Origin of the sequence: Streptomyces erythrochromogenes (genome assembly GCF_040684695.1) — a bacterium.
Lineage (GTDB): Bacteria > Actinomycetota > Actinomycetes > Streptomycetales > Streptomycetaceae > Streptomyces > Streptomyces erythrochromogenes_C.
In genome coordinates this window covers 553,038-574,253 of the sequence record NZ_JBFBGM010000002.1, presented here as the reverse complement: position 1 = coordinate 574,253, position 21,216 = coordinate 553,038, and the positions used below count along the sequence as shown (strand labels likewise).

The window sequence follows — 21,216 nt, the reverse complement described above, 5'->3', positions numbered from 1 at the left end:
TCCCAAGCAGGGCTTATGGGTTGGTCAGCAGCCGATCCGGTTGGCGGCCACCCGCTTCAGCGCGTCGAGCACCACGGCCGTCGCCGGGATCCTCAGATGGTCCCGGTAGACGTAGGCGGCGATGTGCCGGCGGGCGGCGGGCTGGAGCGCACGTCCGCAGACCCGGCTCAGCGAGAGCGAGGGCAGGACCAGCGCGGGCATCATGGCCACGCCCAGCCCCTGGGCCACCAGGCTCTGGACCACCAGGTTGTCGTCCGTGGCGAAGCGGATGTCGGGCACGAAGCCCAGCTCCGCACACTCGTGCAGCAGGTTCGCCCGGCAGCGCGGACAGCCCGCGATCCACCGCTCCTCGGCGAGGTCGGCCAGATGCACGGCGCGGCGCCGGGCCAGCGGATGCCCGGTCGGGAGGAGCACCGTCAGCTGGTCCTCCAGCAGCCTGACCTCGGCTACTTCCTCCGGCACCTCCTCGTGCAGGCCGGGATAGGTGAAGGCCAGGGTGATGTCGCACTCGCCGCGCTCCAGCCGTCGCAGCGACTCCGGGGGCTCTCCCTCCAGCAGTTCCACCTGTATGCCCGGGTGGTCCTTGGCCAGGCCGCTCAGGGCTTCCGGGACGAGGGTGACGTTGGCGCTGGGGAAGCCGCACAGTCTGACCCGGCCGGTGCGCAGGCGTGCGTACGCCCTCAGCTGGGCCTCGGCGGCGGAGAGGTTGCCGAGGATGGTCTCGGCGTGCCGGGAGAGGGACTCTCCGGCCTCGGTGAGCTGCATCTTGCGGCCCACACGGGTGAACAGCGGGGTTCCGACGGCGCGTTCGAGCGCCTTCATCTGCTGGGTGATGGCGGGCTGGGTGTAGCCGAGCACGCGCGCGGCCGCCGAGTAGGAGCCGGCGGCGACCACCGTGTGGAACGTCCGTATGTGCCGGGAATCGAACACGAGCGAAGCATAAGCGGACGTTGGAGGGGCCGTGGGCACAATCGCGCCCACGGCCCCTCGTCACCGGGCCACTGCCGTGGCCGGTGGTGCTACTTGTCGCCGATCCTGGAGCCGAGCGTGATGTCCACGGTGGTCGGCTTGCCGTCGCGCAGGTAGGTCAGCTTCACCGTGTCGCCGGGCTTGTAGGTCCAGATCATGCTGATCAGGGTCGGGCCGCTGTCGACCGGCTTGCCGCCGAAGTCCGTGATGATGTCGCCCGGCTTGAGGCCCGCCTTGCCGGCCGGACCGTTGGGGTCGACGAGCTCGTTGGCGGCCGCGCCCTGCTCGGAGATCTTCGCGCCTTCGGTCTTGGCCTGGAGGTCCACCGAGACCGAGATCACCGGGTAGACCGGCTTACCCGTCTTGATCAGGGATTCGGCCACGTTCTTGGCCTGGTTGATCGGGATGGCGAAGCCGAGGCCGATGGAGCCGGCCTGGCCGCCGCCGAAGCCGCCGTTGCCGGCCGACTGGATCGCGGAGTTGATGCCGATGACCGCGCCGCGGCCGTCGAGCAGCGGGCCACCGGAGTTGCCCGGGTTGATCGAGGCGTCCGTCTGGAGCGCACTCATGTACGAGTTCTTGCTGCCGGTGCCGTCACCGGAGGCGACCGGGCGGTTCTTGGCGCTGACGATGCCGGTGGTGACCGTGTTCGACAGGCCGAACGGGGCACCGATCGCGATCGTGGCATCGCCGACCGCGACCTTGTCGGAGTCTCCGAGCGCCAGCGGCTTGAGGCCGGCCGGCGGGTTCTTCAGCTTGAGCACGGCCACGTCGTAGCCCTGGGCCCGGCCGACCACCTCGGCGTCGTACCGCTTGCCGTCGGAGAAGGTGGCGAAGAGCTTGCCGCCGTTCGCCGCGGAGGCCACCACGTGGTTGTTGGTGAGGATGTGGCCCTGCTGGTCGTAGACGAACCCGGTGCCGGTGCCGCCCTCGCCGTCTCCGGCCGAGGCTTCGATGGTGACCACGCTGGGCAGTGCGCCGGCGGCGAGCCCGGCGATGGAGCCCGCCTCGCGCTTGAGGTCCTTCGGGGTGTTGGTTGCGCTGATGGTGGTCGAACCACTGCCGTCGTTGCTGCGCTCGGCGGCCCAGTAGCCGACGCTGCCACCGATGCCGCCCGCGAGGAGGGCCGCGACGAGCACGGCCGCGATCATGCCGCCCTTGCCCTTCGGCTTGGGCGCGGGATAGCCCTCGGCGGCCGGGGGAGCGCCCCAGACGGGGCCGCCGCCCGCACCGCCGGCACCGTACGCCGGCACGGTGGGCGGCGGGGGCGGCCAGCCCTCGGCTCCGTGCGCGGCGGGCGCGGGGGGCTGGCCGTAGCCGGGGGCGGGCGCCCCGGGCGCGGGCGGGAGCTGCTGGGTCACCTGCTCACCGGCGGCGGGCGCCGGAGCAGCGGCGGGTGCCGCAGGCGGGGCCGGCGGCACGGCCGGGGCCGCCGGCGCGGCGGCCTGCGGGGCGTGGTCCGGCTGCGGAGCGGGCGCGGAGGCGGCCTGCGCCGTCTCGGAGCCCTGAGCAGGGGTCACAGACGGGGCCGCGGGGGGTGTGGGGGCCGCGGTGCCCTCGTTCTCGGTGCTCACAGCTCTCTCTCCTCGTCACACACAGCTGCAGAAATCCGGCGATATCGATCCGGCTGAACGTTCGACGTGCCGTACAAGTTCCAGGGCAAAGCCTTTCCCATGCCCCGTCAGAGCACTGTAAGCCGGACCTGTGCATCTCCTCCCATTCTTTATATCCGGCATTTCGGATGCGTTCGCAAGGCCGGAGTCCGGCCTCCGGAGGCCGGAGCCCGACCTCCAAAGGGCTGACGGTGGCACCATGACCCGGTGACCCACGCAATGCCGCGCACCATCCAGGTCGTCGCCCACCGCGGCGCTTCGGAGGATGCCCCCGAGCACACCCTGGCCGCCTACCGCAAGGCCATCGAGGACGGCGCGGACGCCCTCGAATGCGACGTCCGGCTGACCGCCGACGGCCATCTGGTCCTGGTCCACGACCGCCGGGTGAACCGCACCTCGAACGGCCGCGGGGCCGTCTCCGCCCTGGAGCTGGCCGATCTCGCCGCCCTGGACTTCGGCTCCTGGAAGGACCGCGAGGAGTCCCCGGACTGGGACGCCGACCCCGAGCGCACCTCCGTCCTCACCCTGGAACGCCTGCTGGAGCTGGTCGCGGACACCGGACGGCCCGTACAGCTCGCGATCGAGACGAAGCACCCGACCCGCTGGGCCGGACAGGTGGAGGAGCGCCTCCTCTTCCTCCTCAAGCGCTTCGGCCTGGACGCCCCGCCGGCCGAGGGCCCGCACCCGGTCCGGGTCATGAGCTTCTCCGCGCGCTCCCTGCACCGGGTACGGGCCACCGCCCCGACGGTCCCGACCGTGTACCTGATGCAGTTCATCTCGCCCCGGATGCGCGACGGGCGGCTGCCGGCCGGGGTGACCATCGCCGGCCCCGGGATGCGGATCGTCCGCAATCATCCCGGATACATCCGCAAGCTCCAGGGCGCGGGCCATTCCGTTCACGTATGGACAGTGAACGAGCCTGAAGACGTTCAGCTCTGCGCTGATCTAGGTGTTGAAGCGATCATCACGAACAGACCGCGTCAAGTTCTGTCCCAACTGGGGCGCTGACGTCCCGGTTTGCACACCCACAACCCCCGCCCCCTCCGTCACAGGGTGTGCTCCGGCGCATCCGCTCCGCATTCGGTCGGCGCGAATGCGTCAGAGCGGCCTGCTTGGGCGGTTTCCGGTCCAGGCCAAGGGGGCATCCAGACCATGCGTGGGGCTAAGGAGGTTCCGGGGGTGGCGTTGGTGGTGGCACAAGAAGTGCCCACGTCGTCGTGCATGGACGTACGCCATGGTCCTGCGGGCGTGGGCGAGGCCAGGCACCGGATGCGCGAACAATTGCGCATCAGCGGGGTGGCCGAATCGGTCGTGGACGATGCCGTACTGATCCTTTCCGAACTACTCAGCAATGCCTGCCGACACGGCAGGCCGCTGGGCGCTCGGGAAGTCGGGGACGGGGAGATACGCGCCGCATGGCGCATCGACGGAGTGGGGCGGCTGACGGTCGAGGTCACGGACGGGGGTGGGCCCACCCGGCCTGTTCCTGCCACGCCCTCGGTCACCGCCCGCGGCGGCCGGGGGCTGAACATCATCAGCGCCCTTGCCCAGGACTGGGGTGTCCGGGACGGAGCGGCGGGTGAGGTCACCGTCTGGGTGGTCGTCGCCTGTGGGCCCCGGCACGAGGATTTCGCTACGCGCGTTGCGCCCCCGGCGATCGACTTCAGCACGGCGTTCGACGATCTGGACGTCTGACCCTGCGGACCCCGGCGCCAGGACCTCCACGGGACCGGGATCCCCGACCGCACAGCAGCTCAACATCAGCACAGCAGTACCGGTCATCCGCACAGGCGGCCGTCCGGGAGCGCACGCCGACCGTGCTCCCGGCCGCACCCCACCGGTTCCGGCGGTACGAACGGCTAGGCTCGCGCCCAGACACGACGCCGTACCGCCGCAACCGGGAGACACCCACGATGGCCAAGAAGCGCCCCGCAGCCAAGACCGCAAAGCCGCAGCTCAACAACGGTGAGATCCCCGTTGTCGGCGCACGCGAGCCCTGCCCCTGCGGATCCGGGCGCCGCTACAAGGCCTGCCACGGCGCAGCCGCCGCGCACGCCGTCACCGAGCACGTCCAGCGTCCCTTCGAGGGCCTGCCGGGCGAGTGCGACTGGGTCGCGCTGCGCGAGCTCGTGCCCGCGGCCACCATCCCGCTGTCGCTGAAGGGCGGTCTGCCCGAGGGCGTCCCCTCCGTCACGCTGGTGACCGTACTGCCCATGGCCTGGCCGGCGCTGCGCCGCGAGGACGGGTCGGTGCTGCTCGGCCTGCAGAACGAGACGACCACCGGGGACCTGAGCCGCGACATGGCCGACACCCTGGAGCGCGCACTCGTGGCGGAGCCGGGAACTCCGGTCGCTGCCCGCCGCGTCCCCGCCGAGGGTCCCCGACTTCAGGATCTCCTGGACGTCGACGGCGGTTTCGAGCCGGTTGTGCACAGCGGCTTCGAATTCTGGATTCCGGAATCCGAGGGCGGCCAGAACGCATCGCCGGAGATCGCCGCTTCGCTGGAGCGCGCCAACGCGGCAGCCATCCCCACCGTCAAGCTGACCGGCGTCGACGCCGCCTACTGGTGCGAGACCCCGGACAAGAACCACCTGCGCTGGGTCATGCCGCACCCCGAGGAGAAGCTGCTCGACGCCCTCGCGCGGCTGCACGCGGCCGGCACTTCCTCGCTCGGCGAGGGCACGAAGCTCGTCGGCTCCTTCCGCGCCCACGGTCTGATGGTCCCGGTCTGGGACCTGCCGACCGGAGTGACGGCCGACGACGTCGAGAAGCCGGCTGCCGAGTTCGCGGAGCGGCTGGCCAAGGCGCTGACCGCGGACGCTCCGCTGACCACGGAGGAGCGCCGGGCGCGCGGCGGTCTCACCAACCGCCAGGTGACCCTGAGCTGACGCGGCGCGTCCGCGCGGAGCCGGTGACGGGAGTCACAACTCCCGTTAATCGTCTGCAAATCGGTGTCTGAATATCAGAGATCGAATTTGCGTACAGGCGATCTCTTGTTACCGTTCTTGTAGCCCGGTCGCTGGTGCATCCCCCGTCGCCAGCGACCGGGCCCTTCCATTTACGGCGGTACTCAACCGTCACCCGGTGCCGGTGAGTTGCTCCCGGACCGCAAGAGCAGCCGGCCTTCATCATCCGGAACTGCAAACTCCGCAACGGCCGAGTAACTCTCGGGCGCCCCGGACGAGTCCTCCCTCGGCGTCTCGCACAGACCGGGTTCGTCACCGGCTCCGACCTGACAACGGATCTGCACCGTGCGCCCGGCGGGCCCCATCACCGTCAGCACGGCATCCAGCGCGTGACCACTCGTGTTCCTGTAGTAACTCCTGCCCCACGTCTGGCCTTCGGCCACGAGCACGCACGTCTGCGCCTCCACCCCGTGGGGCGAGGACAGTTCGGGACCGCAGCGGGAATCCGTACGGGGCTGCTGCTCCGCCGTGCCCCGCTGCTCCGCCGCGCCCGGCTGTTCGGCCGCGGCCGCCGCCGCGCGCCCGGCCGGAGCGGGAGAGGTACGCGCGGGGTCCGAAAGGCCGAGGGTCCTGAACAGGCCGCCGCCCTTTCCGTCGTCCTGACCGGCAAAATCAGGCCCGGCGATCGCGCCGGCGAGCGGGAGCGACAAGATGATCAGCACACCGGCGCCGATACCGATCAGGCGGAGATTCATTCGCCGAAGATAGCGACGCGGGAAAGGGGCGCGGAGATCCCCGCGCCCAATTCCCTTGGAAACCGGCCCCGCTGGCACCCGTACGAGTGATCCTGCGAGGCCTCGCCGGTCAGTACGCGAGCCGGCTTCCGCCGCCGGGCGCACTGCTGCTCGCCTCGACCAGCGCGTCCACGACCGCCTCCACGTCGGGCAGCCAGAGCTTCGCCCCCGCGGCCTGGGACGGCTGCGCGCCGGGGGACTTCGGATCGGCCGGATGCGGAGGCAGCGCACGCGGTTCGCGCTCCCAGCGCACCCGGCCGCCACTGGACGCGGCGGACGGCGGCAGCAGCAGGTAGCCGCCCTCGCCGTGGAACCGCAGCGAAGAGGGCACGTGGTCCTTCGCGTACAGGAGTTCCCCGAGCCGCTCCAGTGAGTACGGCGCCACGAGCAGCGCCCACCGGGTGGGCGTGGCGACGACCGGACCGAGCCTCAGGCCCTGCGCGTCCAGCCGTACGAGGGCCCGTGCGGCCGCGCCGGCCGGGAGGCTCACGGCGCAGGGGGCGGCGCCGCCGGTCGCCATCAGGACCGGTGCGGTGGGCCGGTTGGTCCACCACCAGGACACCATGCGGGGGTCGGTGGAGGCGGCGAGCAGACCCGGGTCGAAGGGATGGGCGCCGGGGACGACGCAGTCGGGGTCGGGGCAGGCGCAGCGCGTGCCGTCCGTACCGGACCGGCCGACACCGGGCAGGACGGGCCACTGCCATGTGGTGGCGCAGGTGAGCGCCGCTTCGAGGAGAGCGGAAGTGTCGCCGCTCGGACCCCGGTCGGGGCGCAGGGACTGAAAGCGATCGCGGAGCCGCTGGAGACGCCTTCCGAGGATCTCGCGCATGAGCGCTCGTTCCTTTCCGTTGAACGCCGAGGGCCACATCACACCATGTAACCGGTGACTCACCACACGTACAGGTTTCGCGTCACTGTCCGCCAGGGGCAGGTTCACACGGTTCGTGCAGTTTTCTTACGGGTCCATCAAACGTCCGGCGGGGGTGGAGCGCGACCCGCGCCGACTGCCGAGACCGGCTGCCGCCGCTTAGGACGACAGACCACGACCGAGCGGTTCCCGGTACGCCAACTGACCTCGGCCACCACCGAGTACGTACCCGACCCCCCTGCGCAGCCCGCCCAGTCGACCTCAAAAACCGACCGCTTCCAGCTTTTTCCGGCCAAGTTCTAGCCTTGGCCCGACAGTGAGTTGCCGCCTCATGGACACCAGGATTCCCACCTGGGCAATGCTGGACATGCATCCATGTGTGCGTGTAGATGTGGATTCCTTGATGGCGGCGCAGCACGGTCTGGGGGTTTGCGATGCTATTCGGCGAATCGCACCAGGTGGAAAGGCGGACGCCATGAGCGCCCCGCACCTGCCGAAAGTGGCTGGAATCGATCCAGCAGTCACCGCGTCGCCGCACACTGCGGCGCCCGTGCCCGCCCGGACCGCTCCCGCACCGGTCCCTCCGACCGCCCCGGGCAGCGTCATCCAGGACCGGCTGGCGGGCATGGTCTCGGACCTCACCACCCTGCACGAGCTCACCGAGCGCCTGGCCCGCGCCGGCGACCTCGACACCTCCCTGCGCGAATTCCTGCGCGCCGGAGCCGCGCTCGTCGGCGCCCGCCGCGGCCTGATCGTCCTGGAGCCCTCCGACGGGCTCGGCCCCACCGCCACCATCGGCCTCGGACTCGGCCACGCCGAACTGGGCCACATCGAGACCGTGCCGCGCAGCGCCACCCGCTACGGACGGATCCTCGACGGGCTGCCCGACGCGCAGGGCGGCTCGGAGTTCCTCCCCGAACCGGACGCGCCCCCCGGCACCGGCGGATTCGGTGTCCCCGTGGACCCCCGGCACCGCGAGGTCGCCGCCCGGCTCGGCTACGCCGCCAGCTACGCGCTCCCGCTGACCGCCGAGGCCACCGGCCGGCTCGGCGCCGCCGTATGGCTCTACGACGAGCAGGCCGAGCCGAACGACCGCCAGCGCGATCTGGCCGGGCTGTACGTGCGGCACGCCGCCGAGCACCTGGCCCGGATGCTGGAGGTGGAACGATCCCGCACCCGCCTGGCCACCGTCGCGGAGGAGCTGCTGCCCAGCCGGCTCCCCCGGATCCCGGGGGTGCAACTGGCCGCCCGCCACCACACGGGGCCGCGCGGCGGGGGCGACTGGTACGACGCGCTGCCGCTGCCCGAGGGCGCCCTGGGACTGGCCGTGGGCTCGGTCACGGGATCCGGCCCGAGCGCCGTGGCCGCCATGGGGCGGCTGCGCGCTTCGCTGCGCGCCTACGCCGTCATGGAGGGCGAGGACCCCGTGGCCGTCCTGTCCGACCTGGAACTGCTGATGCGGCTGACCGAGCCCGCCCGCTCGGCCACCGCGCTCTTCGCCTACTGCGAGCCCGCCGCAGGGCCGCAGGCCGACGGCCAGGGCAACAAGATCATCCTGGCCGGGGCCGGACACACCCCGCCGCTCCTCATCGGCGAGCACCGCACCGAGTACGTGGAGACCTCGCTCTCCGCTCCCCTGGGCATGCTGTCCTGCTGGGAGGCGCCGAGCATCGAGATCGAACCCGCACCCGGAGAAACGGTGCTTCTCTACACCGACGGGCTGCTCCACCACACCGGCGACCCGATGGACCGGGCGTACGCACGGCTGCACGCGGCGGCCGCGGGCGTACCCCGCTCCGCCCGGGAGGACCCGGCGGCCCTGTGCGACCACATCCTGCGGACCGTGCTGCCCGACGGGCGGCCGTCCGACGCCCCCGAGGACATCGTGCTGCTCGCCATCCGCTTCGAGTGATCCGCCGCGAGTCCCGGACCGTGACAACCCGCACGATCCGGACCACGGCTTCCCCGTACACGCATACGATGGATGAGGTCCCCACCCAGGTCCGTACCGTCGTAGCTGAGGAGAAGACGTGGCTGACGAGCTCACCCCGGAGACCCCGGAAGAAGAGCAGCCCAAGAAGACGCACAAGCAGCGCAAGAACGGTCTGTACCCGGGCGTCAGCGACGAACTCGCCGAGAACATGCGCACCGGCTGGGCCGACACCGAGCTGCACGGCCTGGAGCCGATCGCGCAGGCCGCGCACACCGCCGCCCGGCGGGCCGCGCTGTCCGAGCGCTTCCCGGGTGAGCGCCTGGTCGTCCCCGCGGGCCGCCTGAAGACCCGCTCGAACGACACCGAGTACCCCTTCCGCGCCTCGACCGAGTACGCGTACCTCACCGGCGACCAGACCGAGAACGGTGTCCTGGTCCTGGAGCCCGCCGGCGCGACCGGCCACACCGCGACCATCTACCTGCTGCCGCGCTCCGACCGCGAGAACGGCGAGTTCTGGCTGTCCGGCCAGGGCGAGCTGTGGGTCGGCCGCCGCCACTCCCTCACCGAGGCCGAGCAGCTCCTGGGCATCCCCGCCCAGGACGTGCGCGAGCTCGCCGCGGCCCTCACCGAGGCCGAGGGCCCGGTCCGCGCCGTGCGCGGCCACGACGCGGTGATCGAGTCCGCCCTCACCGACAAGGTGACCAAGGAGCGCGACGAGGAGCTGCGCGTCTACCTCTCCGAGGCCCGCGCCGTGAAGGACGAGTTCGAGATCGGCGAGCTGCAGAAGGCCGTCGACTCCACCGTCCGCGGTTTCGAGGACGTCGTGAAGGTCCTCGACAAGGCCGAGGCCACGTCCGAGCGCTACATCGAGGGCACCTTCTTCCTGCGCGCCCGCGTCGAGGGCAACGACGTCGGCTACGGCTCGATCTGCGCCGCCGGCCCGCACGCCTGCACCCTGCACTGGGTGCGCAACGACGGGGACGTCCGCTCCGGTGACCTGCTGCTGCTCGACGCCGGTGTGGAGACCCACTCCCTGTACACCGCCGACGTCACGCGCACGCTGCCGATCAACGGCACGTACACCGACATCCAGCGCAAGATCTACGACGCGGTCTACGCGTCCCAGGAAGCCGGCATCGCCGCGGTGAAGCCGGGCGCGAAGTTCCGCGACTTCCACGACGCCTCCCAGCACGTGCTGGCCGAGAAGCTCGTCGAATGGGGTCTGCTGGAGGGCCCGGTCGAGCGCGTCCTGGAGCTCGGCCTGCAGCGCCGCTGGACCCTGCACGGCACCGGCCACATGCTCGGCATGGACGTCCACGACTGCGCCGCCGCGCGCACCGAGGCGTACGTGGACGGGACGCTGGAGCCGGGCATGTGCCTGACCGTCGAGCCCGGCCTCTACTTCCAGGCCGACGACCTGACCGTGCCCGAGGAGTACCGCGGCATCGGCGTCCGGATCGAGGACGACATCCTCGTCACCGAGGACGGCAACCGGAACCTGTCGGCCGGGCTGCCGCGCACCTCGACCGACGTCGAAGCCTGGATGGCGCGGCTGAAGGGCTGACGCGGGCCGGACCGAGGCCGACAGGACCAACGTCCGCGCCGCAGCGTGCCGGTGGGCGGGATCCCGGAGGGGGTCCCGCCCACCGGCGTACTAGGACGCCTTCAGCAACGCGTCGTCGCGCCACTTCAGCATCTTGTCGAAGCTCACCACCGCGCCCCGGCCCGGGCGGTTGCGGAACCGGACGTGGTCGGAGAGTTCGGCGATCAGGTGCAGGCCCCGGCCGTGTTCGGCCAGGGCGGGTCTGCGGCGGGCCACCGTGGCGGGCGGGAATCCCGGCCCGGAGTCGGTCACCTCGATGCGGCAGCAGTCCCCGTCCAGGTAGGCCGTGACGTGGTACGCCTCGGTCTCGTCCGGGATGTCGCCGCCCCCGCCGTGCTCCACCGCGTTCGCACAGGCTTCGCTCAGCGCCACCGAGAGATCGAAGGAGATGTCCGGGTCCACCCCCGCGGTCTCCATCGTCCCCAGCAGCAGTCGCCTGGCGAGCGACACGCTCGCGGCTTCGCGCCTCAAGTGGAGAGACCACCAGATGCTCATACGGTTACCTATTGCCGCCCGCGAGGGGCCGTAAGCGCCCTTGGGCCGTCCGGGACCTCATTGCACACGTCCGGCGGATGCGGATCTTCCGGACCTGCCGTATGGAGGACATCAGCGCAGTGCGATGATGTCCCGGCCATGTCTGACCCCCACGCGACGCACGCCGGAGCCGGCCTCCGGCTCATCCGGGCCGCGGTGTTCACCGCGGTCTGTGTCGTGCTGTCCGCGGCCGGGCACGCCCTGGCGTCCTGCGCCAAGGTGCCCTGGTGGTCCCTGTGCATCGGCTTCCTCGCCGTCTTCGCGATCGCGGCCCCGCTCGCGGGACGCCGCCGGACGCTGCCCGGCCTCGCCGCCGGGCTCACCGCCGGACAGCTCTCGCTGCACGCGCTGTTCGGCCTCGGCCAGCACAGCACCGCGGCCGCCCAGACTCCCGGCAGCGCCTCCGACGGCTCACTCGCCGAACTCGCCGCGCGGCTGGTGTGCGGGGGCAACTCCGTACCCCTGAGCCCGGCCGACGCACGCCGGATCCTGGAGTCCGCCGGCCTGGACCCGGCCGCCCTGGCCGAGCAGGCCGCGGAACAGGGCCACGGCGCGCACGTGGCCCAAGCGGTCACCACCGCGCCCGAGACCGGCCTGTTCAGCCCGGCCATGCTGCTCGGGCACCTGCTGGCCGCGCTCGTCGCCGGCTGGCTGCTCGGACGCGGCGACGCCGCGCTCTTCCGGCTCGTCGAACTCTCCCGGCTCACCGCCGAGGCGGCCCCGATGCGCCCGCTGCGCGCCGCACTCGCCTTCGTACGCGCCCTCGGCGCCGGACTCGGCACGGCCTCCCGCACCCCGCGGACCGGCCGCCGGACCGGAACCGACTCCGCGGCCCCCACGGGCCGGGAAGCACTCCAGCACACGGTGATCCGCCGCGGGCCGCCCGCGGCGTTCGCCCTCGCAGCCTGACGCGGCGCCCTCCTCCCCGGGACACACACGGGAGCACCGGTGCCGCGTACTCCGCGCGCGCCCGTGCGCGGAGCCACCGCCACCACTGCTTCCGTGGAGTGTTTCTGCCATGAAGACCTCTCGCGTCTCCTTCGCCGCCGCCCTCGCCGCCGGCTCCGTCCTCCTCCTCTCGGGGACCGCCTTCGCGCACGTCGGCGTGCAGCCGATCGGCGAAGCCGCCAAGGGCGGGTACGCGACGCTCAACTTCAAGGTCCCCAACGAGCGCGACAACGCCTCGACGACGCAGCTCGAGGTCAACTTCCCGGTCGACCAGCCCCTCACGTCCGTCATGCCGCAGGACATCCCCGGCTGGACCGTGAACGTCGAGAAGACGAAGCTCGACAAGCCCCTGACCGTGCACGGCAAGCAGGTCAACGAGGTCGTCACCAAGGTGACCTGGTCCGGCGGCAAGATCGGCCCGGGCATGTTCCAGCAGTTCCCGGTGTCCGTCGGAAAGCTCCCGGAGAACGCCGACCAGATGGTCTTCAAGGCGATCCAGACCTACGACAACAACGAGGTCGTGCGCTGGATCGAGGAGGCCAAGGAAGGCGCCCCGGAGCCGCAGACCCCGGCCCCCGTGCTGAAGCTGACCGCCGCGAAGGCCGACGACCACCACGCCGGTGCCACGAGCGACGAGGCGAAGAACACCGGGAAGGACGCCGCCAAGGACGCCGGCCACGGCCATGACGAGGCCGCCTCCGATCACGGCTCCGACACCACCGCGCGTGCCCTCGGCATCGCCGGCATCGTCGTCGGACTCGGCGGCGTCGCCTTCGGCATCGCCTCGCGCCGCCGCTCCGCCTGACGGGCCCGCGCCCCGGGCGCAGTCGCTCCGCACATCCCCATCACCGCATCCCGAACATCCCCGATCCCAGGGACATCTCTCCATGCGCACCACACGTGTGACGGCTGCCGCGCTCCTCGCCGCGGCCGTACTCACCCTCACCGCCTGCGGCGGTGAGCCCGCCAAGAACAACAGCGGGGTCACCCAGATCTCCGGCGGCCAGGACGCCAAGAAGGCCGCCACCGTCCTGGACCGCCCGTTCAACAAGCCGGAGCTCGTCCTGACGGACACCACCGGCAAGCCGTGGAACCTCCGCGAGCAGACCAAGGCCAAGCCGACGCTCATCTACTTCGGCTACACCAACTGCCCCGACGTGTGCCCGCTGACGATGAGCAACATCGCCGTCGCCAAGAAGAACCTCCCGAAGGAGGACCAGGACAACCTCCGCGTCGTCTTCGTCACCACCGACCCCGAACGGGACACTCCCGAGTCCCTCGGTGCGTGGCTCAAGGCACAGGACCCGTCCTTCGTCGGACTCACCGGGGACTTCCCGACCATCCAGGCCGCCGCGCGGACCCTGGGCATCGGTATCGATCCCGCCAAGAAGGAGGCCGACGGCAGCGTCGTCTCCATGCACGGCGCGCAGGTCATCGCGTTCTCGCCCAAGACCGACGAGGGCTACGTCCTCTACGGCGAGGGCACGACCGTCGAGGACTACGCCAAGGATCTGCCGAAGCTCGTCAAGGGGGAGAACCCGTGAACACCCGCACCACCCGTACCCTCGCCGCCGCGCTCTCCCTGACGGCAGCGCTCGCCATATCCGGCTGCTCCGGCGACAGCAAGCCCGAGATGACCGTCGGCGGCGCCTTCATGCCGCAGCCGGTCAACGACAAGATGGCCGGCGGCTTCATGGTCATCAAGAACGGCTCCGGCACCGCCGACAAGCTCACCGGCGCGACCTCCTCGCTCTCCGACGATCTCCAGATCCACGAGACCAAGGACCAGAAGATGCAGCAGGTCCAGTCGATGGACGTGCCGGCGAACGGCGAACTCAAGCTGGAGCGCGGCGGCAACCACATCATGTTCATGGGGCTCAAGAGCACTCCCAAGGTCGGCGACAAGGTCACCGTCGAGCTCCGCTTCGAGAAGGCCGGCTCCGTCAAGGTCGAGCTGGACGTGAAGGACCGCACGTACAACGCGCAGGCTCCGACCACCGCGGCCGGCCACGGCCACTGACGGACCGAGGACTGACACGCCATGACGGCCACCGCCCCCGCCCCCTCCACGGCCCGCGCCCGTGCCACGGCATTCCTGCCGCGGCTCGCGCTGGTTCTCGCAGCACTGCTGGCGACCCTGTTCACCGCGGCCGCACCGGCCACGGCGCACGCCGCACTCACCGCGAGCGACCCCACGGACGGGGCGGTGGTCGCCACGGCGCCCGCCCAGGTCACGCTCTCCTTCTCGGAGCAGGTCGCCATGGGCGACGACTCGATCCGCGTCCTCGACCCCCAGGGCCGGCGCGTGGACACCGGTGAACTGCGCGACATGTGCAGCGGGAACACCATCCGCTACGGCACCGCCCTGCACTCCGGCCTGCCCAACGGCACCTACACCGTGGCCTGGCAGGCCGTCTCGGCGGACAGCCACCCGATCTCCGGCGCGTTCACCTTCTCCATCGGCGCTCCCTCGGCCACCGAGGTCTCCCTTCCCACCGCGACGGCGGGCGGCGGGCCCGTCGGGATCGCCTACGGCATCGCCCGCTACGCCGCTTACGCCGGCTTCACCGTCCTCGTGGGCGGCGCGGCGTTCATCCTGCTGTGCTGGCGCCGGGGCGCCGCCGAGCGGCCGCTCCAGAAGCTCGTCGTGCGGGCCTGGGTCACCCTGACCGCCGCCACCCTGGCGATGCTGGTGCTGCGCACTCCGTACACGGGATCCGGCCGGTTCGCCGACGCCTTCGACCTGGAAGGGCTCAGGGCGGTCCTGGAGACCAAGACGGGCGCGTCGCTGGTCTCCCGGCTCCTCCTGCTGGGGGCGGCCGCCCTCTTCGTCGCGGTCCTCTTCGGGGTCTACGCACGCCGCCTGGAGGACGCCGGGACCGGAGAGGAGAGGAACGGGGAGAAGGAGACCGGGGGGAAGGAGACCGGGGAGGAGGGGGCCGGGGACACCAACGACCTCACCTTCGGCCTCGCCATCGGCGGCGCGGTGGTCTCCGGCGGCATCGCGGCCACCTGGGCCCTCTCCGAGCACGCGTCCACCGGCATCCAGCCCGGCCTCGCCATGCCCGCCGACATCCTGCACATGATGGCCGTGGCCACCTGGCTCGGCGGTCTCTCCGCCCTGCTCGTCGCCCTGCACAAGGTGCCCGGGATCGAGCGCGCGGCGATCCGGCGGTTCTCCCGGGTCGCCTTCGTCAGCGTGGTGGTCCTGGCCGTCACCGGCGTCTACCAGGCCTGGCGGCAGACCGGCACCTGGTCCGCCCTCACCGGCACCGAGTACGGGCGGCTGCTGCTCCTCAAGGTCGCCCTGGTCGCCGTCCTGCTCTTCGTCGCCCACCTGTCACGCAAGTGGACCGCCCGGCTCGCCGAAGCCCCCGCGGCACGCGAAGAGGACGCAGCGAAGGTGGGCGCGCAGGTGGTCGCAACCGACGATGTTTCACGTGAAACATCGTCCGTGGCCGTCCCCGCGGATCCGGAGCGAGCCGCCCAGCTCGCCCGGCAGCGGGCCGCTCTGGACAGTGCACGCGAGAAGCGGGTGCGTGACGCGGACCCCGACCGTGCGGGCCTGCGCCGCTCCGTCCTCGCCGAGGCGGCGATCGCCGTGGTCCTGCTCGTCGTGACCACGGTCCTCACGAGCACCGAACCCGGGCGCACCGTCGAGCAGGAAGCGGCCCGCGGCTCCGCCTCCACCGCGGTTCCCGACCGCGCCGTGAAGATCACCCTGCCGTTCGACACCGGCGGCCCGAACGGCAAGGGCTCCGTCCGGCTGGAGCTCGACCCGGGCCGGGTCGGCGCCAACACCCTGCACCTCTGGGCGGACACCGGCAATGGGCAGCCCTTCGACCTCCCCGAGATCAAGGTCGCCTTCACCCTCCCGGCCAAGGACATCGGCCCCCTGCCGGTCGTCCCCGACCGGGCCGCCCCCGGACACTGGACCGCATCCGGCGTACAGCTGCCGCTGGCCGGCGAATGGCGCATCGACGTGACCGTCCGGACGTCCGACATCGACCAGACCACCGTCCAGAAGACCGTGAAGATCGGCTGAGCAGCGTGACCGAGAGCAACCCCGACATCGAGATCTCCCGGCGCCGGCTGCTGGGCACCGTCGGCGCCGCAGGCGCCGCCGGCCTGGCCCTCGGCGGCGCGAGCGGCGCCCTCGCACACTCCGCGCTCGCCGGCTCGGGCGGCGGCTCCGCCGCCGGTGCAGCAGGCAGCCTTTCCTCCCTCGGAGCCACCCAGGTCGCCTTCCACGGGGAGCACCAGGCCGGCATCACCACGCCCCTGCAGGCCAAGGGACACGTCGTCGCCTTCGACCTGGCACCCGGGGCGGGCCGTACCGAGGCCGCGGCACTGCTGCGTCGCTGGTCCGACACCGCCCGGCGGCTCATGGCAGGGGAGACCGCCCCGACCGCCGACAGCGGTATCGCCCTCGACGCCGGGCCGTCCTCCCTCACGGTCACCTTCGGCTTCGGGCACTCCTTCTTCGAGCGCACGGGCCTCGGCGCCCGCCGCCCCACCGCCCTCGATCCGCTGCCCGACTTCTCCTCCGACCGGCTCGACGCCCAGCGCAGCAACGGCGACCTGTGGGTGCAGATCGGCGCGAACGACGGACTCGTCGCCTTCCACGCCCTGCGCGCACTTCAGAAGGACGCCGGGGACGCCGCGCGGATCCGCTGGCAGATGAACGGCTTCAACCGGTCCCCCGGCGCGACCGGCACCCCGATGACCGCCCGCAACCTCATGGGGCAGGTCGACGGCACCGGCAACCCGAAGCCCTCCGAGCCCGACTTCGACAAGCGGATCTTCGTTCCCGCCGCAGGGCCCGGGCCCGCGGAGCACGCCTGGATGGGCGGGGGCTCGTACGCGGTCGTGCGGCGCATCCGCATGCTCCTCGACGACTGGGACAAGCAGTCCCTCGCGCAGCAGGAGCAGGTCATCGGCCGGACCAAGGCCACCGGTGCCCCGCTGACGGGTGGCGACGAGACCACGGAGATGGAACTCGACAAGATCGGCCCCGACGGCAAGCCCGTCATCCCGTCCAATGCCCATGCCCGGATCTCGGCCCCCGAGCAGAACGGCGGGGCCGCCATGCTGCGGCGCCCCTTCTCCTTCCACGACGGGATCGGCTCCGACGGCGCCCCCGACGCCGGGCTGCTGTTCATCTGCTGGCAGGCCGACCCGCTGCGCGGGTTCGTACCCGTACAGCGCAAGCTCGACCGCGGGGACGCGCTGTCGGCCTTCATCCGGCACGAGTCCAGCGGCCTGTACGCGGTACCGGCCGGGCCGCGCAGCGGCGAGTACGTGGGTCAGCGGCTGCTCGAAGGGTGAACAGCGCCGCGGTGGCCGGCACCCCGGCATTAGGCTGATCGCATGTCAGCCACCCGCTTCACGTATCTCGGTCCCGAGGGCACCTTCACCGAGGCCGCCCTGCGCACCCTGCCGGAAGCCGCGACCCGGGAACTCGTCCCGATGGTGTCGGTCCCGGCCGCGCTGGACGCCGTGCGCAACGGCGAGGCGGCCGCCGCCCTCGTGCCGATCGAGAACTCGGTGGAGGGCGGGGTCACGGCCACTCTCGACGAGCTGGCCTCGGGCGAACCGCTGATGATCTACCGCGAGGTGCTGCTGCCCATCGCGTTCGCCCTGCTCGTGCGGCCGGGCACCGCCCTGTCGGACGTGAAGACCGTCACCGGGCACCCGGTCGCCCAGCCCCAGGTACGGAACTGGCTGCGGGCGAACCTGCCCGACGCGGTGTGGGAGTCGGCGGCCTCGAACGCCGACGGGGCCCGGCTGGTCCAGGAGGGGCGCTTCGACGCCGCCTTCGCCGGCGAGTTCGCAGCCGCCACCTACGGCCTCGTCCCCCTCGTCACCGAGATCCACGACGCGGAGAACGCAGAGACCCGGTTCGTGCTGGTGGGACGCCCCGCGCGACCGGCCGCGCCGACCGGCGCCGACAAGACGTCCGTCGTGCTGTGGCTCGGCGACGACCACCCCGGTGCGCTGCTGGAACTCCTCCAGGAGTTCGCGGTCCGCGGGGTGAACCTGATGCTGATCCAGTCCCGTCCGACCGGACAGGGCATCGGCAACTACTGCTTCGCCGTCGACGCGGAGGGCCACATCTCGGACCGGCGGGTCAGCGAGGCGCTCATGGGCCTCAAGCGGACCTGTCCCCAGGTCCGCTTCCTCGGCTCCTACCCGCGTGCCGGTGTCGCGCAGAGTGACGTCCGCTCCCCTCGCCACGGAACCACCGATGGCGACTTCACGGCTGCCTCCGACTGGCTGGCGCGCTGCCTCGACGGCCGGGCGTAGCGTCGTCCACTGTCCACAGAGTTATCCACAGGCCGAGATGGGGACCTGGGGACAAGTCGACAGAGCGGCACGACAAGGTCGACAAATCGGTCGGGTGGCTCAGGTTTCGCGCTGGGAAGCGGTGGGTGAACGGTGTCACCCCCGTATCGCCGATCAACTCTTTGGAGCGAGTCATTCCCACCCGAATGAGTGTGTGAGGGCGGTTTGAACCCTGATTCACCTCGGCCATCCACCGATCAGGAATGATCTATTCCTGTGTCCACAGATGCAGCACACAGCCTGTGGATAAGCTGCGGACGGTCACAATTCCTGTGGACAAGAACCGCCTCCGGCCCTGTTCAGGGACGGCCCGGGATCCGGCATTGTGCCCCTTTTCGGGGAATGGGGCCCCTTTTATTGACTGCCCGAGAAGGGTCACTTCCGGTCAGCGATCAAGCCTTATCCATTCGTTGCAATTAGGACATAGCGACACGCAGCGTGATATCGGTGTGATCCCAGGAAGCCCCGCCCGGTAGCCTGGAGGGGTGATTGACCTCCGGCTGCTCCGTGAAGACCCTGACCGTGTCCGCGCCTCGCAGCGCGCTCGTGGAGAGGACGTCGAACTCGTCGACGCCCTGCTCTCCGCGGACGAGCGCCGCAGGTCCTCTGGCATGCGCTTCGACGAACTGCGCAATGAGCAGAAGTCGCTCGGCAAGCTCATCCCGAAGGCCTCCGCGGAGGAGCGGGCGGAGCTGCTGAAGAAGGCCGAACAGCTCAAGCAGGACGTCAAGGCCGCCGAGGCCGAGCAGAACGAGGCCGACGAAGCCGCCAAGCGCCTTCTCCTCCAGCTCGGCAACATCGTCCACGAGGACGTCCCCGTGGGCGGCGAAGAGGACTTCACCGTCCTGGAGACGCACGGGACCATCCGCGACTTCGCCGCCGAGGGCTTCGAGCCCAAGGACCACCTGGAACTCGGCGAGCTGCTGGGCGCCATCGACGTCGAGCGCGGCGCCAAGGTCTCGGGCTCGCGCTTCTACTACCTGACCGGCGTGGGCGCGCTGCTGGAGCTGGCTCTGGTCAACGCCGCGATCGCCCAGGCCACCGAGGCCGGCTTCATCCCGATGCTGACCCCCGCGCTGGTCCGCCCACGCGCCATGGAGGGCACCGGCTTCCTCGGCCAGGCCGCGGAGAACGTCTACCACCTGGAGAAGGACGACTACTACCTGGTCGGCACCTCCGAGGTCCCGCTCGCCGCTTACCACATGGACGAGATCATCGAGGGCGACAAGCTGCCGCTCCGGTACGCCGGCTTCTCCCCGTGCTTCCGCCGTGAGGCCGGGACGTACGGCAAGGACACCCGCGGGATCTTCCGCGTCCACCAGTTCGACAAGGTCGAGATGTTCTCCTACGTCGCGCCGGAGGACGCCGAGGCCGAGCACCAGCGGCTCCTTGAGTGGGAGAAGCAGTGGCTGACCAGCCTGGAACTGCCGTTCCAGGTGATCGACGTCGCCACCGGTGACCTGGGCGCCTCCGCCTCGCGCAAGTTCGACTGCGAGGCCTGGATCCCGACCCAGGGCAAGTACCGCGAGCTGACCTCCGCCTCGAACTGCGACAGCTTCCAGGCCCGCCGCCTGTCGATCCGCTACCGCGACGGCAAGAAGACCCAGCCGCTGTCCACGCTGAACGGCACCCTGTGCGCGGTTCCGCGCACGATCGTGGCGATCCTCGAGAACCACCAGCAGGCCGACGGTTCCGTGCGGGTGCCCGAGGCGCTCCGCCCGTACCTCGGCGGCCGCGAGGTCCTGGAGCCGATCAACAAGTGAGCCCGGTCCCGTTCCCGTACAAGCTCGTCGCGACCGACCTCGACGGCACGCTGCTGCGTGGCGACGACACCGTCTCGGAACGCACCCGTGAAGCGCTCGCCGCGGCCACCGCGGCGGGCGCGGCGCACATCATCGTCACCGGTCGCGCCGTGCCCTGGACCCGTCACGTACTGGACGACCTCGGCTACAAGGGGATCGCGGTCTGCGGACAGGGCGCCCAGGTCTACGACGCGGGTGCGCACCGGCTGCTGACCTCGGTGACGCTGGACCGGCAGCTGGCCGGGCTGGCGCTCTCGAAGCTGGAGGCCGAGGTCGGTCCGCTGGCCCTGGCCGCCAGCCGTGACGGGGTGGACGGTGAGGTCCTGTTCGGGCCCGGCTACCAGGTACAGGACGGCCTCCCGGCCCTCTACCTGGAGGACACCACCGCGGTGTGGACGGCTCCGCTCAACAAGCTGTACATCCAGCACCCGGAGCTGGACGACGACCAGCTCGTCAAGGCGGCCCGGGAGACCGTGGGCAGCCTGGTCGACGTCGTCATGGCGGGTCCCGGCATCGTCGAGATACTGCCGCTGGGCCTGACGAAGGCCACCGGCCTGTCGCTGGCCGCGCGCCGGCTCGGGGTGAAGGCGGCGGAGACGATCGCTTTCGGCGACATGCCGAACGACATCCCGATGTTCGGCTGGGCCGCCCACGGGGTGGCCATGGCCAACGCGCACCCGGAACTCAAGGCGGTGGCCGACGAGGTCACGACCTCGAACGAGGAGGACGGGATCGCCGTGGTGCTGGAGCGTCTGCTGGGCGCCGCATAACGCGCAGGATGTGGAAGAAGTCCGGGGCAGCCCGCGCCAGAAGGCGCGCTCGAAGTGGCTGCCCCGGACTTTTTGTTGCTCCCCGCACGACTCACTCTGCCCCGCCCCGAAGCCGCGTACCAGCGAATTTC

The 21,216-nt window shown here is 71.2% G+C and carries 18 protein-coding genes and 1 pseudogene; 14 read left to right on the top strand and 5 right to left on the bottom strand.

Annotated features, from left to right (window positions below):
- Positions 1-24 precede the first annotated feature (24 nt).
- A complete protein-coding gene (locus AB0O53_RS06660) occupies positions 25-930 on the bottom strand; it encodes a LysR family transcriptional regulator (RefSeq protein WP_350990527.1) in 906 nt (301 codons plus the stop codon).
- Between the two features lie 89 nt (positions 931-1,019).
- The gene (locus tag AB0O53_RS06655) at positions 1,020-2,543 is read right to left on the bottom strand and encodes a S1C family serine protease (protein WP_365193564.1); all 1,524 of its coding nucleotides are present in this window, start codon (positions 2,541-2,543) and stop codon (positions 1,020-1,022) included.
- A 258-nt stretch (positions 2,544-2,801) separates the two neighbouring features.
- Between AB0O53_RS06655 and AB0O53_RS06650 the strand changes: the two genes are divergently transcribed.
- The 3 genes and pseudogenes from AB0O53_RS06650 to AB0O53_RS06640 all read left to right on the top strand — a co-directional run bounded on the left by AB0O53_RS06650 (position 2,802) and on the right by AB0O53_RS06640 (position 5,470).
- Positions 2,802-3,590: a glycerophosphodiester phosphodiesterase gene (locus tag AB0O53_RS06650; RefSeq protein WP_350990623.1), complete on the top strand. Its 789-nt coding sequence runs from the start codon at positions 2,802-2,804 to the stop codon at positions 3,588-3,590.
- A gap of 85 nt (positions 3,591-3,675) precedes the next feature.
- A pseudogene (locus tag AB0O53_RS06645) lies at positions 3,676-4,277 on the top strand (ATP-binding protein).
- Positions 4,278-4,495: 218 nt separating this feature from the next.
- Positions 4,496-5,470 carry a DUF5926 family protein gene (locus AB0O53_RS06640; protein ID WP_350990523.1) on the top strand — a complete coding sequence of 325 codons (975 nt, stop codon included), beginning with the start codon at positions 4,496-4,498 and terminating at the stop codon, positions 5,468-5,470.
- Between the two features lie 182 nt (positions 5,471-5,652).
- Here the strand turns inward: AB0O53_RS06640 and AB0O53_RS06635 are convergent, their stop codons facing one another.
- Together AB0O53_RS06635 and AB0O53_RS06630 are read right to left on the bottom strand one after the other, a co-directional pair.
- A complete protein-coding gene (locus AB0O53_RS06635; protein WP_350990521.1) occupies positions 5,653-6,243 on the bottom strand; it encodes a hypothetical protein in 591 nt (196 codons plus the stop codon).
- Positions 6,244-6,352: 109 nt separating this feature from the next.
- Positions 6,353-7,111 (bottom strand): bifunctional DNA primase/polymerase, encoded by a 759-nt coding sequence (locus AB0O53_RS06630; RefSeq protein ID WP_350990519.1) that lies wholly within the window; start codon positions 7,109-7,111, stop codon positions 6,353-6,355.
- A gap of 397 nt (positions 7,112-7,508) precedes the next feature.
- On the opposite strand from AB0O53_RS06630, the gene AB0O53_RS06625 reads away from it, so the two are divergent.
- Both AB0O53_RS06625 and AB0O53_RS06620 read left to right on the top strand, forming a co-directional pair.
- Positions 7,509-9,062 carry a PP2C family protein-serine/threonine phosphatase gene (locus AB0O53_RS06625; protein ID WP_350990621.1) on the top strand — a complete coding sequence of 518 codons (1,554 nt, stop codon included), beginning with the start codon at positions 7,509-7,511 and terminating at the stop codon, positions 9,060-9,062.
- A 118-nt stretch (positions 9,063-9,180) separates the two neighbouring features.
- Positions 9,181-10,647, top strand: coding sequence for an aminopeptidase P family protein (locus AB0O53_RS06620; protein WP_365193561.1), 1,467 nt, complete (start codon positions 9,181-9,183; stop codon positions 10,645-10,647).
- Positions 10,648-10,737: 90 nt separating this feature from the next.
- On the opposite strand, the gene AB0O53_RS06615 is transcribed toward AB0O53_RS06620, so the two are convergent.
- The gene (locus AB0O53_RS06615; protein ID WP_350990515.1) at positions 10,738-11,181 is read right to left on the bottom strand and encodes an ATP-binding protein; all 444 of its coding nucleotides are present in this window, start codon (positions 11,179-11,181) and stop codon (positions 10,738-10,740) included.
- Between the two features lie 138 nt (positions 11,182-11,319).
- On the opposite strand from AB0O53_RS06615, the gene AB0O53_RS06610 reads away from it, so the two are divergent.
- The 9 genes from AB0O53_RS06610 (at position 11,320) to AB0O53_RS06570 (ending at position 21,085) form a co-directional block, all read left to right on the top strand.
- Positions 11,320-12,129 (top strand): hypothetical protein, encoded by an 810-nt coding sequence (locus tag AB0O53_RS06610; protein ID WP_350990513.1) that lies wholly within the window; start codon positions 11,320-11,322, stop codon positions 12,127-12,129.
- Between the two features lie 109 nt (positions 12,130-12,238).
- Entirely contained in the window at positions 12,239-12,973 is a 735-nt protein-coding gene (locus AB0O53_RS06605; protein WP_350990511.1) for a YcnI family copper-binding membrane protein, read from the top strand.
- 82 nt (positions 12,974-13,055) lie between these two features.
- Positions 13,056-13,712 (top strand): SCO family protein, encoded by a 657-nt coding sequence (locus tag AB0O53_RS06600; RefSeq protein WP_350990509.1) that lies wholly within the window; start codon positions 13,056-13,058, stop codon positions 13,710-13,712.
- Positions 13,709-14,188, top strand: a complete 480-nt coding sequence (locus tag AB0O53_RS06595) for a copper chaperone PCu(A)C (RefSeq protein WP_350990507.1) — start codon at positions 13,709-13,711, stop codon at positions 14,186-14,188. The genes AB0O53_RS06600 and AB0O53_RS06595 overlap by 4 nt, the downstream gene beginning before the upstream one ends.
- Before the next feature lie 21 nt (positions 14,189-14,209).
- Positions 14,210-16,213, top strand: a complete 2,004-nt coding sequence (locus AB0O53_RS06590; protein ID WP_365193557.1) for a copper resistance CopC/CopD family protein — start codon at positions 14,210-14,212, stop codon at positions 16,211-16,213.
- Entirely contained in the window at positions 16,138-17,496 is a 1,359-nt protein-coding gene (gene efeB / locus AB0O53_RS06585; RefSeq protein WP_403141629.1) for an iron uptake transporter deferrochelatase/peroxidase subunit, read from the top strand. The genes AB0O53_RS06590 and efeB overlap by 76 nt, the downstream gene beginning before the upstream one ends.
- 42 nt (positions 17,497-17,538) lie before the next feature.
- The gene (gene pheA / locus AB0O53_RS06580; RefSeq protein WP_031156165.1) at positions 17,539-18,474 is read left to right on the top strand and encodes a prephenate dehydratase; all 936 of its coding nucleotides are present in this window, start codon (positions 17,539-17,541) and stop codon (positions 18,472-18,474) included.
- A gap of 524 nt (positions 18,475-18,998) precedes the next feature.
- Positions 18,999-20,276 (top strand): serine--tRNA ligase, encoded by a 1,278-nt coding sequence (gene serS / locus AB0O53_RS06575; protein ID WP_350990501.1) that lies wholly within the window; start codon positions 18,999-19,001, stop codon positions 20,274-20,276.
- On the top strand, positions 20,273-21,085 hold the full coding sequence (locus tag AB0O53_RS06570) for an HAD family hydrolase (RefSeq protein WP_350990500.1): 813 nt from the start codon (positions 20,273-20,275) through the stop codon (positions 21,083-21,085). The genes serS and AB0O53_RS06570 overlap by 4 nt, the downstream gene beginning before the upstream one ends.
- Positions 21,086-21,216 lie beyond the last annotated feature (131 nt).

What these genes read in the sequence shown, in the direction of transcription:
- AB0O53_RS06650 (WP_350990623.1), top strand. Translation starts at nt 2,802, where the DNA reads ATGCCGCGCACCATCCAGGTCGTCGCCCACCGCGGCGCTTCGGAGGAT.
- AB0O53_RS06640 (WP_350990523.1), top strand. Translation starts at nt 4,496, where the DNA reads ATGGCCAAGAAGCGCCCCGCAGCCAAGACCGCAAAGCCGCAGCTCAAC.
- AB0O53_RS06635 (WP_350990521.1), bottom strand. Translation starts at nt 6,243, where the DNA reads ATGAATCTCCGCCTGATCGGTATCGGCGCCGGTGTGCTGATCATCTTG.
- AB0O53_RS06630 (WP_350990519.1), bottom strand. Translation starts at nt 7,111, where the DNA reads ATGCGCGAGATCCTCGGAAGGCGTCTCCAGCGGCTCCGCGATCGCTTT.
- AB0O53_RS06625 (WP_350990621.1), top strand. Translation starts at nt 7,509, where the DNA reads ATGCTGGACATGCATCCATGTGTGCGTGTAGATGTGGATTCCTTGATG.
- AB0O53_RS06615 (WP_350990515.1), bottom strand. Translation starts at nt 11,181, where the DNA reads ATGAGCATCTGGTGGTCTCTCCACTTGAGGCGCGAAGCCGCGAGCGTG.
- AB0O53_RS06610 (WP_350990513.1), top strand. Translation starts at nt 11,320, where the DNA reads ATGTCTGACCCCCACGCGACGCACGCCGGAGCCGGCCTCCGGCTCATC.
- AB0O53_RS06605 (WP_350990511.1), top strand. Translation starts at nt 12,239, where the DNA reads ATGAAGACCTCTCGCGTCTCCTTCGCCGCCGCCCTCGCCGCCGGCTCC.
- AB0O53_RS06600 (WP_350990509.1), top strand. Translation starts at nt 13,056, where the DNA reads ATGCGCACCACACGTGTGACGGCTGCCGCGCTCCTCGCCGCGGCCGTA.
- AB0O53_RS06590 (WP_365193557.1), top strand. Translation starts at nt 14,210, where the DNA reads ATGACGGCCACCGCCCCCGCCCCCTCCACGGCCCGCGCCCGTGCCACG.
- efeB (WP_403141629.1), top strand. Translation starts at nt 16,138, where the DNA reads ATGGCGCATCGACGTGACCGTCCGGACGTCCGACATCGACCAGACCAC.
- pheA (WP_031156165.1), top strand. Translation starts at nt 17,539, where the DNA reads ATGTCAGCCACCCGCTTCACGTATCTCGGTCCCGAGGGCACCTTCACC.